The following is a 13,440-nucleotide window of genomic DNA, read 5'->3' on the forward strand; positions in this document are numbered from 1 at the left end:
GCGCGCGTCCGCCACGACGCGTTTTTTCCTGCTTGCCGGGGCCGGGGGCGCTTATATACTGGCCGGGTTCCTCGCGGCGCGAGCACGGCCCGCGAGGCTTGAGGCGATTCTAGGAAGCGCGCGCGCCGGGCCAAGCGCAATCGGCGCGCGGGGCGGGAAATGGAACAGAACATGGGGCTTCGGTTTCAAAATCGCAGTGCAGCATCGCGGGACGGCGCCGATGGCGGCATCCAGGACGGCCGGGACGAGGACGCCGGGTCGCGGCTGGAGGAGGCGCGCAGCCTGCGCGCCCTGCATGTGCTGGACCATCTGGCCCGGGCCCAGCATCCGCCCACGCTGGCCCAGCTGGCGCAGCGTCTGGCCATGCCCAAGACCACCCTGATGCGGCTGCTGGCCGCGATGCAGCGCGCCGGCTTCGTCGCCGCCACGCCGGTCGAGCGCGGCTACGTGCCGGGGCCGCAGGCCGGCGCGCTGGCGCTGGCCACGCTGCGCGCCTCGGCCTACACGCGCGCCTGCCGCGCGGTGCTGGCGCAGCTGGCCGGCACGCTGGGAGAGACCTGCAACCTGACCGCGCCGGACGGCGACCGCGTCATCTACATGGAGCGCGTCGAAACCGCCGAGCCGTTGCGGCTGATCTTCGCGGTGGGCAGCCACGTGCCCATGCACTGCACCGCCAGCGGCAAGCTGTTCCTGGCCTCGATGAGCCGGCTGGAACGCGCGCGCGTGGTGGCTCGGCTGCCGCTCACGCGCAACACGCCGCGCACGCTGACCCGGCCCGAGCAGCTGGAGGAAGAGCTGGAGCGCCTGGCCGCGCGCGGCATCGGCATCGACAACGAGGAGTTCGTGCGCGGCATGAGCGCGGTGGCGGTACCGGTGCGCGACGAGGAAGATCGCGTGGTGGCGGCCGTGGCCTGCCATGCGCCGACGGCGCGGGTGATGCTGGACGATCTGCTGCGCGCCGTGCCGGTGATGCAGCGGGCGGCCGAGGCCATGCGCGAGGTGTTCTCGCAGCGGGCGGCGGCCGGCTGATCGGGGCGCGCGCCCCGGCTCAGTGCGGGGCGGCGGCGCGAGCCTTGCGCCGCGCCACGCTTTCCCAGGCCGCCACCAGGATCATGATCAGCGTGGTCAGGCCGCCCACCATCAGGTTGTCGGTGACGAAGGCGATGGGCGCCAGCACGGCCAGCAGCAACAGGCCGACCACGTGCGACAAGGGGAAGCGGCCGTAGACCACGGTCTTGTAGATGCCGTTGCCGGCGAGGTATAGCGCCGGGCCGCCGATCAGCGCGGCGGCGGCCGGCATGGTGTTGCGGCCGTCCGGATGCAGGATGACCAGTTCGTTGGCCACGGCCGAGACGATCACGCCGGCGATCAGGATCACGTGCACGTAGTGGAACCAGGCGCCGATGCGGCCCGGATCGTCCGAATGCACGATGGCCTCGGTGCCGTCATGGCTGCTGGTGTCGAAGTACACCCACCACATCGCGGCGGTGCCGAGGAAGGCGGCCAGCAGCGCGATCAGCGCCGGCGCGTGCCAGTTGTCCAGGCCAGCCAGCGTGGCGCCGGTGATCAGCAGGGTCTCGCCCAGCGCCACGATGACGAAGAGCTGACAGCGCTCGGCCAGGTGGCCGCCCTCGATGGTCCATTCGCGCGTGGCGGAACGGCCCAGGCCGGGGAAGCGGAAGCCGATCATGGGCGACAGGTATTCGCAGGCCACCGCCAGCGCCCACAGCGCCAGCCGCGTGTCGTCCTGCGACAGGCCGCCGGCGATCCACAGGACCGCCGACACGCACAGCCAGGCCAGCATGCGGCGAAAGTTGGGCGAGAGCGGATGCGACGGCCCCAGGTGCAGCACGATGAACAGCGTGCGGCCCACCTGGATCACCACGTAGCTGATGGCGAACACCAGCCCGGTGGCGCCGAAGGCGCCGGGCAGGGCGGCGCCCGAGACCAGGCCGGCCAGCATCACGGCGAACAGCATCACGCGCATGGGCACGGCGTCGGGATCGAACCAGTTCGTGACCCAGCAGGTGTACTGCCAGCCCAGCCAGACGGCGAACCACAAGACCAGCGCGTGCAGCGCGCCCATCAGGGTCAGGTCGTGCAGCAGGCTGTGGGAGATCTGGGTGACCGCGAAGACGTACACCAGATCGAAGAACAGCTCGACGAAGGTGACGCGGGCTTCGTGGCCGTCGCGGCGGCGCAGCAGGTTGGCGCTTGCGAGAAAGGTCATGAGGAGGCTGCCTGGCTGTGGTGGCGCAGCCAGATTAGCGCAAGCCTGTCCGCGCCGGACCGTCAAGCTCTGCAAAGTCCGGCCGGGCGTGGCGGCGACGCCACGCCCGCCTCGCCTTAGTGCATGGGCGGCGTGTCGCCGGCCGGCCGCGCCAGCTCATGGTTGCGCGTGCGCACCAGCGCGGCGCTGAGCAGCGCCGCGACGCCGGCGATGAGGGCGCCGGCCAGAAAGGTGGCCTGGTAGCCGCCGTTCAATGCGGCCTGCGGGGCGGCCCCGGCCGCCGCCAGTCCGGCGCTGCGCGCGGCGGCCAGGCTGGCCAGCGCCGCCAGTCCCAGCGCGCCGCCCATCATGAAGGCGGTGTTGACCAGGCCCGAGGCCAGGCCGGAGCGCGACGGCTCGACGTCGCTCATGGCGGCCAGCAGCATGGGATTGAAGGCCACGCCTGCGCCCAGCCCCAGCAGCACCATCGCAGGCAGCACGTCGAGCGTGAAGCTGCCGTCGATGGGCGCGCGCGCGAACAGCGCCAGCCCCAGGGCCGCCAGCGCCAGCCCCCAGGCCAGCGGCCCGCGGATGCCGAAGCGCATCACCAGCTTGGCCGACAGGCCCAGCGAGAACACCGCCATGATCAGGTTGCCGGGCAGGAAGGCCAGGCCCACCTGCATGGCGTCATAGCCCAGCACGCGCTGCATGTAGAGCGCCGACACGAAGAACCACGCGAACATCGCGGCGGCCCACAGCACCGCCACGACGTTGGCGGTGGCCAGGTTGCGCAGGCGGAACATGGACAGCGGCATCAGCGGGTCGGACGAGCGCGCCTCGATCGCCAGGAACAGCGCCATCAACAGCGCCGCCGCGCCCAGCAGCGACAGCGACTGCGCCGAGGTCCAGCCGGCCTCGTTGCCGTTGACCACCGCGTAGACCGCCAGCAGCAGCGAGGCCGTCACGGTCAGCGCGCCGCCCGCGTCCAGCCGGGTGCCGGCCGGAGCGGGCCGGGACGCCGGCAGCAGCCGCAGGCACAGCGCGTAGACCAGCACGCCGATCGGGATGTTGACCAGGAAGATCCAGTGCCAGCTCAGCGCGCTGGTCAGGAGGCCGCCCAGCAGCACGCCGATGCTGCCGCCGCCGGCGCAGACGAAGCCGTACACGCCCATGGCGCGGGCGCGTTCACCCGGCTCGGTGAAGAGGTTCATGATCAGCGACAGCGACACCGCCGAGACCACGGCGCCGCCCAGGCCTTGCGCGGCGCGCGCGACGATCAGCAGCGTTTGCCCCTGGGCCAGTCCACAGGCCAGCGACGCGACGGTGAACAGCGTCAGGCCAGCCAGGAACATGCGGCGCGAGCCGTACAGGTCGCCCAGCCGTCCGCCCAGCAGCAGGAAGCCGCCGAAGGTCAGCATGTAGGCGTTGACCACCCAGACCAGCGCGGTCTCGGTGAATTGCAGGTCTTCGCGGATCGAGGGCAGGGCGACGTTGACGATGGTGGTGTCCAGGACGATCATCAACACGCCCAGGCAGAGCACCATCAGCGCCCACCATCGTTGCTTGCCATGCAGGTCATGCGTCATCGATTGTTGCTCCCGGGGGCCGAAGGACACCGGAAGCCGTCGCGCATGAGCCCCCTGCGTGCGCGATCGTCCAGGCGCGGCGCGCGGGCAAGGCGCGGTCCGCGGAATTTTCCGGAGCGCGATAGTAACGCCGGCGATGCCGGTAGTGGTGTCATTTCGAGACGATTTGTCCGGGAAATCTCTTATTGCCGCGCCGCCGCCGGCCTTTCTATCATGCGAGCCAAGGTCAGCTTCGACCGCGGCGCGCACGGCGCGCCGGCAGTGGCGGTACCCGCGGCAATGATTGCCGCCTGAATTCACCTTCTGGCTATGAAAGCCCCCGATATGCACGCAGCGCGTGGTCGGGGGCTTTTTGTTTTCGTCGTCGGATCGTGCGTCGCGTTCTGTTCCAGAAATGAAGGAGATGGCATGCAAGAGTCTTCCCCGCAGCATCCGCCCGCCGCCGATTTGCGGATCGCCTGCGTGCAGATGGCCCCGGCGATGGGCGAGGTCGCCGCCAACGTGGCGCGCGCCGGGACGCTGGTCGAACAGGCCGCCGCCCAGGGCGCGCGACTGGTGGTGCTGCCCGAGCTGGCCAATACCGGTTACATGTTCGAAAGCCGCGAGGAAGCCTACGCGCTGGCCGAGACAGTGCCGGACGGCCCCAGCGCGCGCGCCTGGATCGCGCTGGCGCAACGGCTGGGCATCCATCTGGTGGCCGGCATCGCCGAGCGCGACGGCGGCCGGCTCTACAACTCTGCGCTGGTCGCCGGCCCGCAAGGCTATCTGGGCACCTACCGCAAGCTGCACCTGTGGGGCGACGAGAACCTGTATTTCGAACCGGGCGACCTGGGCCTGCCGGTGTTCCACACCGAGTTCGGCCGGCTGGGCGTGGCCATCTGCTACGACGGCTGGTTCCCCGAGGTCTACCGGCTGCTGGCGATGCGCGGCGCGGACATCGTGGCCGTGCCCACCAACTGGGTGCCGATGCCGGGGCAGACGCCTGACGGCCCGGCGATGGCGCACGCGCTGGCGATCGCCGGCGCTCACAGCAACGGCCTGACCGTGGCCTGCGCCGACCGCGTGGGCATCGAGCGCGGCCAGCCCTTCGTCGGCCGCAGCCTGATCGTGGGCGCGCAGGGCTGGACGGTGGCGGGGCCGGCCAGCCACGACCGGGAAGAGATCCTGGTCGCGGCGGTGGACCTGAAGGCCGCGCGCCGCGCGCGCCAGCTCAACGCCTTCAACCACGTGCTGCGCGACCGGCGCCGCGACGTGTACGACGAAATGCTTGGCGCCGGCCCATCGCCGGCGGCGGACAGGACCGTGACCTGAATAGCGAATCCAGCAGCGAACCCGCAGCACATCCGAACGGCGGACCACCGCCGGCCCCCAAGGAGAAAACCATGAGCATTTCGCAACGCCGTCTTCCGTATTGCAACTTCCTGCTGCGCCTGTCGGTGGTCGCCCTGCTGGGCGCGTCCGCGTCCGCGCAGGCCGCCGAACCCTTGCGCATCGGCGTGCCGGTGGGCCTGTCCGGCGCCAACAGCGTGATCGCGCCGGCCGTGGTGCAGGCCTCGCAGTTGGCCGCCGACGAGATCAACGCCGCCGGTGGCATCCTGGGCCGCCAGGTGGTGCTGGAGATCGCCGACGACGCCTCGTCGGCGGTGGGCGCGCAAAAGGCCTACGACACGCTGGTGTTCCAGAAGAAAGTGGACGCCGTGATCGCCATGGAAACCAGCGCGGCGCGCAACGCCGCGCTGCCCATCATCAACCGGGGCAAGATCCCGTACATCTACAGCTCGTTCTACGAAGGCCGTTCCTGCAACCGCTGGATGCACGTCAACGGCTGGGTGCCGGAGCAGCAGGTCGCGCCCATCGTCGACCACTTCATGAAGGAGCGCGGCGTCAAGACCTTCTTCCTGGTCGGCAGCGACTACGCCTTTGGCCGGGGCATGCTCAAGTTCACCCGCGAGTACATCGAGAAGCAGGGTGGCAAGGTGGTGGGCGAGGAATACCTGCCCATGGACGGCACCGACTGGACGCCCATCGTCTCCAAGATCCGCTCGGCCCAGCCCGGCGCGCTGATCAGCTCCACCGCGGGCGGCAGTCCCAACGTGGGCCTGGCCAAGCAGATCCGCGCGGCCGGACTGTCCATGCCCTATGGCAACCTGGCCATCGACGAAGGCACGGCCAGGACCATGGGCGACACGGCGGCGGGCATGTACATGTCGGCGTCCTACCTGACCAGCATCGACAACGCGCAGAACCACAAATTCCTGGCCGCGCTGAAAGCCAAGTTCGGCGACCAGGCCAAGACCGCCAATGACCTGTCCGAGCCGCAGTACGAGGGGTTCTACCTGTACAAGGCTGCGGTGGAAAAGGCCGGCGGCATGGATGCGCAGAAGATCGTGGCGGCGCTGAGCCAGGTGTCCTTCGACGGTCCGCGCGGGGTGGTGAAGATGGACCGCCAGCGCCATGCCGCGCTGACCATGCGGCTGGGTCAGGTGCAGCAGGACGGGTCCATCAAGATCCTGCAGACCTTCGAGAACGTCGACCCTGGCGCCCAGTGTCCGGATCTTAAGTGAGGTGAGGCCCACCCCCGAAGCGCCACGCGCTCCCCCTCGAAAGGGGACGCCGCCACGGACCGGCGAAGCCGGCTCCGTGCGGCCCCGCCAGGCGTATTGCCGGGGCGCGGCAAACTGTGTTGGATGCGCGCCGCTCGCCAGTCGGGCGGCCGCCGGAGAAGACGATGGGATTGTTGCTGGACATCCTGAGCACCGCGGCCATGCTGTTCATCGTGACCGCCGGGCTGATGATCATTTTCGGGGTGATGAAGATCGTGAACTTCGCCCATGGCGCCATCATCACGCTGGGCAGCTACGCCAGCCTGGTGGTGACGCAGCTGGGGCTGAACCCCTGGCTGGCGCTGCCGGCCGCGCTGGCGGCGGGCGTGGCCACCGGATTGCTGGTCGAGCGGCTGATCGTGCAGCCGCTGTACAAACGGCCGCTGGACGCCATCCTGGCGACCTGGGGCCTGGGCATCGTGATCGGCCAGCTCATCACCATGGCCTTCGGCCGCGAGGTGCAGTTCGTCGATTCGCCGGTGCAGGGCGCGGCGAGCTTGCTGGGCACGGAGTACTCGGCCTACCGGCTGTTCCTGATCCCGGCGGCGTTGCTGCTGTACCTGCTGCTGACGCTGCTGCTGAACCGCACGCGCTTTGGCGTGCGCACGCGCGCCGTCATCATGAACGAGAACCTGGCGCGCGGGCTGGGCATCCAGGCCGAGCGCATCCGCCTGGCGACTTTCGGCCTGGGCGCGGGCCTGGGCGCGCTGGCCGGCGCGCTGATCACGCCGCTGTCCAGCGTCGATCCGAACATGGGCCTGCCCTGGCTGGTCAGCGCCTTCATGCTGGTGATGGTGTCCGGCCATTCGATCGGCGCGCTGCTGCTGACCTGCCTGGTGTACGGCGCCTGCCAGGTGCTGGTGAGCGTGTACCTCAGCCCGATCCTGGGCGGCGTCACGATCGCCGTGCTGGCGGCGCTGACGCTGCGCATCCGTCCGCAGGGCTTTTCCCATGACTGACGCGGTAGTGGCGCGCGCCACGGAGAATTCATGATGACTGACACCTTGTTGGAACGCGAAGCGCCAGCGGGCCGCGCGCGCCGCAACGGCCGCGATCTGGGCGCGCTGGCGGCGCTATGCCTGGCACTGACCGTGGCCGGCCCCTGGCTGTTCGACACCTATCTGCTGAACGTGCTGATCAAGGCGCTGTTCTTCGCCATCGCCGCGGTGACGGTCGACCTGCTGTGGGGCTATACCGGCTACCTGACCTTCGGGCAGTCGGCGTTCTTCGGCGTGGGCGCCTATGCGGCCGGGCTGGCCTTCACGCATTTCGGCTTCTCGCCCGGAGTGGCGGCGCTGGCCGTGCTGGCGGCGGCGCTGGCCTCGGCGGCGCTGGCGCTGGTGACGGGCTGGCTGTCCTTCTACAGGGGAGCCTCGCCGTTCTTCGCCACGGTGATATCGCTGGTGCTGCCCATCGTGCTGACCCAGGTGGCGCTGTCCGGCGGCACCTATACCGGCTCGTCCTCGGGGCTGACCGGCTACGACAGCTTCGACCTGTCGCTGCAGGCCTGGTACGTGGTGGCGGCGGGCGCGCTGTCGGCGGTGGCGCTGCTGGCCTGGACGGTGACGCGCAGCGACGCCGGCCGCATCCTGGCGGCGCTGCGCGACAACGAATCGCGTTGCAGCTACCTGGGGCTGGACACGGCGCGCTGGCGTATCGCGCTGCTGGTCGCGTGCGGCGTGGTGGCGGCGCTGGCGGGCTTCGGCTACGGCGCCTTCAGCGGCGTGGTGGCGCCGGAGCTGACCGGCTTCGTGTTCGGCACCGAGCTGATCATCTGGGTGGCGCTGGGCGGGCGCGGCACGATCTGGGGGCCGGTGCTGGGCGCGATCCTGATCAACCTGGCGGCCTCGTACCTGAGCGGCTACATGCCCTTCGTGTGGCAGTTGCTGCTGGGCGTGACCTTCATCGTGGTCATCCTGCTGCTGCCGCGCGGGCTGCTGCCGCTGCTGCTGGGGCCGAAACGGCGCGCGGCCGCCGCGACCGCGCCGGCGCTGACCGCCAGGCCGCCGGCGCCGGAAGGCGCGGCGGGGTTGAGCCTGCGCGGCGTGGCCAAGCGCTTCGGCAGCCTGCAGGTGCTGGAAGGCATCGACCTGAAGGCCGGCGGCGGCGAGCTGCTGGGACTGATCGGCCCGAACGGCGCGGGCAAGACCACGCTGATGCGCTGCATCGCCGACGGCGCCGAGCGCTCGGCCGGCGAGATCGAGCTGTGCGGCCGGACCATACGGCGCGAGGGGCCGGCGTTCTGCGTGCGCGCCGGGCTGGGCCGCAAGTTCCAGAACGCCAACATCTTCGACAGCATGACGGTGGCGGAAAGCCTGCGCATCGCCTCGGCCATCCGCGAGCGCCCGTCCTGGCTGCGGCGCGCGCCCGAGCTGCGGCTGCCGCCCTACGCGCTGGAAGTGCTGCGCATGACGGAACTGGATCAGTGCCTGGACCGCCCAGCGCGCGACCTGTCGCACGGCCAGCAGCAGGCGTTGGAACTGGCCATGGTGCTGGCGCTGGAGCCGCGCGTCGTGTTGCTGGACGAGCCCACGGCGGGCCTGAGCAAGGCCGAGCGCACCCGCATCGGCGAGGTGCTGTCTTCGCTGTCGCGGCGCTACGGGCTGTGTTGCCTGCTGGTCGAGCACGACCTGGATTTCGTGGCCGAGGTGGCCACGCGCATCGTGGTGCTGCACCAGGGGCGCATCGTGATGGACGGCAGTTTCCAGGAGGTGATGGAGTCGGCGCTGGTGCGCGCCATCTACGCCGGCAGCGCGCAGGCGGTGGCAGAGGAGGCGCGGCAATGAACATGCAGGCGAATGGACAGGCGAAGGCGGACGGACGCGCCGGTGCGGGCGGGCAGGGCGGCCAGCCCGCCCTGGCCCTGGAGGGCGTGTCCAGCGGCTACAAGTCGGCGCTGGTGCTGCGCGACGTGTCGCTGGCGGTGGAGCCCGGGGCCTGCGTGGCGCTGCTGGGCAAGAACGGCATGGGCAAGAGCACGCTGCTCAAGACGGTGATGGGCTATCTGCCCAAGGCCGGCGGCCGGGTGCGGCTGGGCGGCGCGGACGCCACGCGCATGCGGCCGCAGGACGTGGCGCGCCATGGCGTGGCCTATGCCGCGCAGGAACAGGCGCTTTTCCCGGATCTGAGCATCCGCGACAACCTGCGGCTGGGCCTGCCGTCCGACCGGCTGTTCGACGAGCGCTTCGCCGACGTGGCGCAGTTGTTTCCGGTGTTCGCCAGCCGGCTGCGCCAGCATGCCGGCACCCTGTCGGGCGGCGAGCAGAAGATGCTGCTGGTGGCGCGCGGGCTGATGCAGCGGCCCGCCTTGCTGCTGCTGGACGAGATCACCGAAGGCCTGCAGCCCTCGGTGATCGACCGGCTGGCCGGCGCGCTGGCCTGGGAGCGCGAGCGGCGCGGCACCAGCATGTTCATCGTCGAGCAGAACGTGGCCTTCGCGCTCAAGGTGGCCGACCGCTACCTGATCCTGAAGCAGGGCGCCATCGTCGACCAGGGCGAGGCTGGCGCGGCCGGGGCCGCAGGCCATATCATTGATCACCTGAAGGTATGAACCCGCAGGCATGAACCCGGATCCCGACGCCATGACGCAGGCCAATGACGGCAACGCGCCGATCCCGAATTCCGCAACGCCGCCGGCCCCGGCCGTGCCCGGCTGGCGCATCGGCGTGCTGTACTCGCGCAGCGGCGTCAGCGGCACCACCGAGTCGCAGCATTTCTTCGGCACGGTGCTGGCCGTGGAAGAGATCAATGCGCTGGGCGGCGTGCTGGGCCGGCCGCTGGAGCCGGTGGTCTACGACCCGCGCAGCGAGAGCGAGGAATACCGCCGGCTGGCCGGCCGGCTGCTGCTGGACGACGAGGTCAACGTGATCTTCGGCGGCTGCACCTCGCATTGCCGCAAGGCCATGCTGCCGGTGGTCGAGCGCAGCAACTCGCTGCTGTGGTACGCCTCGGTCTACGAAGGTTTCGAGTATTCGCCCAACGTCATCTACACGGGCGCCGCGCCCAACCAGGGCAGCATGCAGCTGGCGGCCTACCTGATCCGGCATTGCGGCTCGCGCATCTTCCTGGTGGGCGCCGACTACATCTATCCGCGCGAGACCAACCGCATCATGCGCGACACCGTCGAGCAGCACGGCGGCGAGATCCTCGACGAAACCTATCTGCGGCTGGGCTGCGACCAGGCCGACATCAACGAGGTTGTCGAGGACATCCGCCGCATCCAGCCGGACGTGGTGTTCTCGACGCTGATCGGCTCGGACGCCGAGCGCTTCTACCGCCGCTATCACGAGATGGGCCTGTCGGCCGCGCGCATGCCCATCGCCAGCCTGACCATGACCGAGGCCGAGGTGGCCCAGGTCGGCCCGGCCCTGTGCGCCGGCCACATCACCGCGGCCACGTATTTCAATTCGGTGGACACGCCGGCCAACGCGCATTTCCTGGCGCGCTGGCGGCAGCGCTTCGGCGAGCGGCCGGCCAGCGTCTACGCCGAGGCATCCTACAGCCAGGTGCACCTGTACGCCCGCGCCTTGCAGCGCGCGGGCAGCCAGGACACCCGCAAGCTGGTGCAGGCGGTGCACCAGGTGGCCTTCGACGCGCCGGGCGGCCCGCTGGCGGTGCTGCCCGAGAACAATCATTGCGCCCTGACGCCGCGCATCGGCGTGTGCCGGCCCGACGGCGGCTTCGACGTGGTCTGGCAGAGCGACGCGGCGGTGCGGCCGGATCCGTACATGACGTCGCTGGGGCTAGACGCCTTCTGGCTGGAATAGGGCGCCGACATGGACCATAGCCTACGCCGCCTCTACGAGGACCTGCGCAGCATCGCGGTGGCCGTGGTCTATCCGCCCGGCGAGGACCGCGACCTGCTGGTCGAGCAGCTCAAGCGCATCGGCTGCCGCATCCATCTGCACTGGCCGTTCCCGGATTGTCCACCGGCGGGCGCCGACGTGGTGTTCTTCCTGGTGTCGCAGTGCGGGCAGAACAGCGCCGCCTGGTCGGCCAGCGAGGCCGAGGCCACGCTGATCGCGCTGTCGGACTACGAGACGCCGACCACGCTCAAGCAGCTGCTCAAGACCAACGCTCACGGCGTGCTGACGCGGCCGTTCCGCTCGGCCGGCATCCTCAGCACGCTGGTGCTGGCGCGCTCGGCCAAGCTGTTCCAGAACCGCCAGCAGAACAAGATCGATAAGCTTGAGGGCACCATCAAGGCGCGCCGCGTGATCGAGAAGGCGATTCGCGCGCTGATGGACAACCAGCGGGTGGACGAGCGCGAGGCCTACGAGCACATGCGTTCGCGCGCCACCCGCCTGCGGGTCAGCGTGGCCGAGGTGGCCGCCATGATCGTCGAGGCCAGCGAGGCCATGGAAAAACTCGGCCTGGGCGGCGCGTCGGCGCGCGCACCGGGCACGACAGAAAAAACCAAGGGAGACCCCACATGAAAGTCCTGATCGCGCGCATGAACCACGAGACCAACACGTTCTCGCCGGTGCCCACGCCGCTGTCCGCCTTCGGCAACGACGGCCCGACCTACGACGCCGCCGCCTACGAAGAGAACAAGGGCAAGCGCACCGCCATGTCCGCCTTCATCGACCTGGCCGAAGCGCGCGGCGCCGGGCTGGTCACGCCGGTGTCGGCCACGGCCTACCCCAGCGGGCGGGTGGACGGCGCGGCCTACAGGGAACTATGCGACCGCATCGTCGCCGCCGCGCCCGGCTGCGACGCGCTGCTGCTGGATCTGCATGGCGCCATGGCGGTCGAGACCACCGACGACGGCGAGGGCGACCTGCTGGAACGGCTGCGCCGGGCCGCGCCGGGCGTGCCGGTGGCCGTGGCGCTGGACCTGCACGGCAACGTCACGCAGAAGATGGTGGACAACGCCGACGTCATCATCAGCTTCAAGACCTATCCCCACGTCGACATGTACGAAACCGGCGAGCACGCCGGCCGCATCCTGTTCGACTGGCTGGCGGGCGGACCGCGCCCGGCGCTGGCCTGGCGTCGCTTGCCGCTGATGACCCATACGCTGCGCAGCGCCACGGCCGAGGGCGCCATGCGCGAGGCGGTGCAGGCCGCCCGCCAGGCCGAGCAGGGCGCGGTGCTGGGCGTGTCGGTGCTGGCCGGCTTCGCGCTGGCCGACATCCCCGCGCCCTGCCTGAGCGTGGTGGCGGTGGGCGTGGGCGAGGCCGGACGCGCGGCCGCCGAACGCGCCGTGGCGGTGCTGGCCGACGCGATCTGGGCCAACCGCGACGGTTTCTACTACCGCAGCGAGCCGCTGGCCGATTCGCTGGCGCGCGCGGCCCGGCTGGCCGAAGGCGCGGACAAACCGGTGCTGCTGCTGGACCATGGCGACAACTGCATGTCGGGCGGCACCTGCGACACCATGGACGTGCTGATGGCGGCGCTGGACGCGGGGCTGACCGGCATCCAGGCCGGGCTGTATTGCGATCCCGAGGCCGTCGCGGCCATGGCGCGCGCGGGCCTGGGCGCCACGGTGGAGCTGCCGGTGGGCAACAAGCGGCCCATCGACGCCATCGGCCGCGCCGCCGCGCCGGTGACGCTGCGCGGCGTGGTGCGCGCGCTCACCAATGGCGAGTACGTGATCACCGGCCCGACCTACACCGGGCAGACCGCCTGCATGGGCCCCAGCGCGGTGCTGGACCTGGGCGCGGCGCAGCTGGTGCTGACCAGCCGCACGCACGAGCCCTGGGACCTGGGCGTGTTCGAAAGCCTGGGCCTGGACCCGCGCGCCGCGCGCTTCGTCCTGGTCAAGTCGCGCATGTATTGCCGGCCGGTGTTCGTGCCCATCTCCGGCGCGCTGGTCGAGTGCGACAGCCCGGGCGTCACCAGCTCGGACTACGACCTGTTCGCCTACCAGCGCCGCCAGCGGCCGCTGTATCCGCTGGAGCCGATGGCGCAGCAGGACTATCGCGCCCAGGCTTGAACGGCGGGCCGCTATCCTGTCCAATGGCGGCTTGCGGGGGGGGGCCGCCCGCCCCCCCCCCCACCCCCAAAATGGGGTTAATGCCCAAGGCACCGTTGGCGTGCT

General features: G+C 70.5%; 11 protein-coding genes. 9 read left to right on the top strand and 2 right to left on the bottom strand.

Features of this window, described 5'->3' with window-relative positions:
* The first annotated feature begins 159 nt into the window (after positions 1-159).
* Positions 160-1,029: an IclR family transcriptional regulator gene (locus tag ACEU5R_RS15730; RefSeq protein ID WP_392410776.1), complete on the top strand. Its 870-nt coding sequence runs from the start codon at positions 160-162 to the stop codon at positions 1,027-1,029.
* Between the two features lie 19 nt (positions 1,030-1,048).
* Here ACEU5R_RS15730 and ACEU5R_RS15735 read toward each other — a convergent pair whose 3' ends face one another.
* Both ACEU5R_RS15735 and ACEU5R_RS15740 read right to left on the bottom strand, forming a co-directional pair.
* Positions 1,049-2,230 (bottom strand): low temperature requirement protein A, encoded by a 1,182-nt coding sequence (locus ACEU5R_RS15735; protein ID WP_392410777.1) that lies wholly within the window; start codon positions 2,228-2,230, stop codon positions 1,049-1,051.
* 116 nt (positions 2,231-2,346) lie between these two features.
* Entirely contained in the window at positions 2,347-3,795 is a 1,449-nt protein-coding gene (locus ACEU5R_RS15740) for a DHA2 family efflux MFS transporter permease subunit (protein WP_392410778.1), read from the bottom strand.
* 408 nt (positions 3,796-4,203) lie between these two features.
* Here ACEU5R_RS15740 and ACEU5R_RS15745 point away from each other — a divergent pair, with 408 nt between their 5' ends.
* The 8 genes from ACEU5R_RS15745 to ACEU5R_RS15780 all read left to right on the top strand — a co-directional run bounded on the left by ACEU5R_RS15745 (position 4,204) and on the right by ACEU5R_RS15780 (position 13,335).
* Complete coding sequence (locus ACEU5R_RS15745; protein WP_392410779.1) at positions 4,204-5,106, top strand: nitrilase family protein; 903 nt, start codon at positions 4,204-4,206, stop codon at positions 5,104-5,106.
* A 71-nt stretch (positions 5,107-5,177) separates the two neighbouring features.
* On the top strand, positions 5,178-6,359 hold the full coding sequence (locus tag ACEU5R_RS15750; protein WP_392410780.1) for a substrate-binding protein: 1,182 nt from the start codon (positions 5,178-5,180) through the stop codon (positions 6,357-6,359).
* 164 nt (positions 6,360-6,523) lie between these two features.
* A complete protein-coding gene (locus ACEU5R_RS15755; RefSeq protein WP_103274696.1) occupies positions 6,524-7,357 on the top strand; it encodes a branched-chain amino acid ABC transporter permease in 834 nt (277 codons plus the stop codon).
* 33 nt (positions 7,358-7,390) lie between these two features.
* A complete protein-coding gene (locus tag ACEU5R_RS15760) occupies positions 7,391-9,184 on the top strand; it encodes an ATP-binding cassette domain-containing protein (RefSeq protein ID WP_392410786.1) in 1,794 nt (597 codons plus the stop codon).
* 2 nt (positions 9,185-9,186) lie between these two features.
* On the top strand, positions 9,187-9,948 hold the full coding sequence (locus ACEU5R_RS15765; protein WP_392410787.1) for an ABC transporter ATP-binding protein: 762 nt from the start codon (positions 9,187-9,189) through the stop codon (positions 9,946-9,948).
* Between the two features lie 10 nt (positions 9,949-9,958).
* Positions 9,959-11,164, top strand: coding sequence for a transporter substrate-binding domain-containing protein (locus ACEU5R_RS15770; RefSeq protein WP_392410781.1), 1,206 nt, complete (start codon positions 9,959-9,961; stop codon positions 11,162-11,164).
* A gap of 9 nt (positions 11,165-11,173) precedes the next feature.
* Positions 11,174-11,833 carry an ANTAR domain-containing response regulator gene (locus ACEU5R_RS15775; protein WP_392410782.1) on the top strand — a complete coding sequence of 220 codons (660 nt, stop codon included), beginning with the start codon at positions 11,174-11,176 and terminating at the stop codon, positions 11,831-11,833.
* Positions 11,830-13,335 carry a M81 family metallopeptidase gene (locus ACEU5R_RS15780; protein WP_392410783.1) on the top strand — a complete coding sequence of 502 codons (1,506 nt, stop codon included), beginning with the start codon at positions 11,830-11,832 and terminating at the stop codon, positions 13,333-13,335. The genes ACEU5R_RS15775 and ACEU5R_RS15780 overlap by 4 nt, the downstream gene beginning before the upstream one ends.
* Positions 13,336-13,440: the final 105 nt, after the last annotated feature.

The organism is Achromobacter sp. 413638 (genome assembly GCF_043119405.1).
Lineage (GTDB): Bacteria > Pseudomonadota > Gammaproteobacteria > Burkholderiales > Burkholderiaceae_B > Achromobacter.

Excerpts from the sequence above, each read along its gene's own strand:
- ACEU5R_RS15730 (WP_392410776.1), top strand. The coding sequence starts at position 160 with ATGGAACAGAACATGGGGCTTCGGTTTCAAAATCGCAGTGCAGCATCG.
- ACEU5R_RS15735 (WP_392410777.1), bottom strand. The coding sequence starts at position 2,230 with ATGACCTTTCTCGCAAGCGCCAACCTGCTGCGCCGCCGCGACGGCCAC.
- ACEU5R_RS15740 (WP_392410778.1), bottom strand. The coding sequence starts at position 3,795 with ATGACGCATGACCTGCATGGCAAGCAACGATGGTGGGCGCTGATGGTG.
- ACEU5R_RS15745 (WP_392410779.1), top strand. The coding sequence starts at position 4,204 with ATGCAAGAGTCTTCCCCGCAGCATCCGCCCGCCGCCGATTTGCGGATC.
- ACEU5R_RS15750 (WP_392410780.1), top strand. The coding sequence starts at position 5,178 with ATGAGCATTTCGCAACGCCGTCTTCCGTATTGCAACTTCCTGCTGCGC.
- ACEU5R_RS15755 (WP_103274696.1), top strand. The coding sequence starts at position 6,524 with ATGGGATTGTTGCTGGACATCCTGAGCACCGCGGCCATGCTGTTCATC.
- ACEU5R_RS15760 (WP_392410786.1), top strand. The coding sequence starts at position 7,391 with ATGACTGACACCTTGTTGGAACGCGAAGCGCCAGCGGGCCGCGCGCGC.
- ACEU5R_RS15765 (WP_392410787.1), top strand. The coding sequence starts at position 9,187 with ATGCAGGCGAATGGACAGGCGAAGGCGGACGGACGCGCCGGTGCGGGC.
- ACEU5R_RS15770 (WP_392410781.1), top strand. The coding sequence starts at position 9,959 with ATGAACCCGGATCCCGACGCCATGACGCAGGCCAATGACGGCAACGCG.
- ACEU5R_RS15775 (WP_392410782.1), top strand. The coding sequence starts at position 11,174 with ATGGACCATAGCCTACGCCGCCTCTACGAGGACCTGCGCAGCATCGCG.
- ACEU5R_RS15780 (WP_392410783.1), top strand. The coding sequence starts at position 11,830 with ATGAAAGTCCTGATCGCGCGCATGAACCACGAGACCAACACGTTCTCG.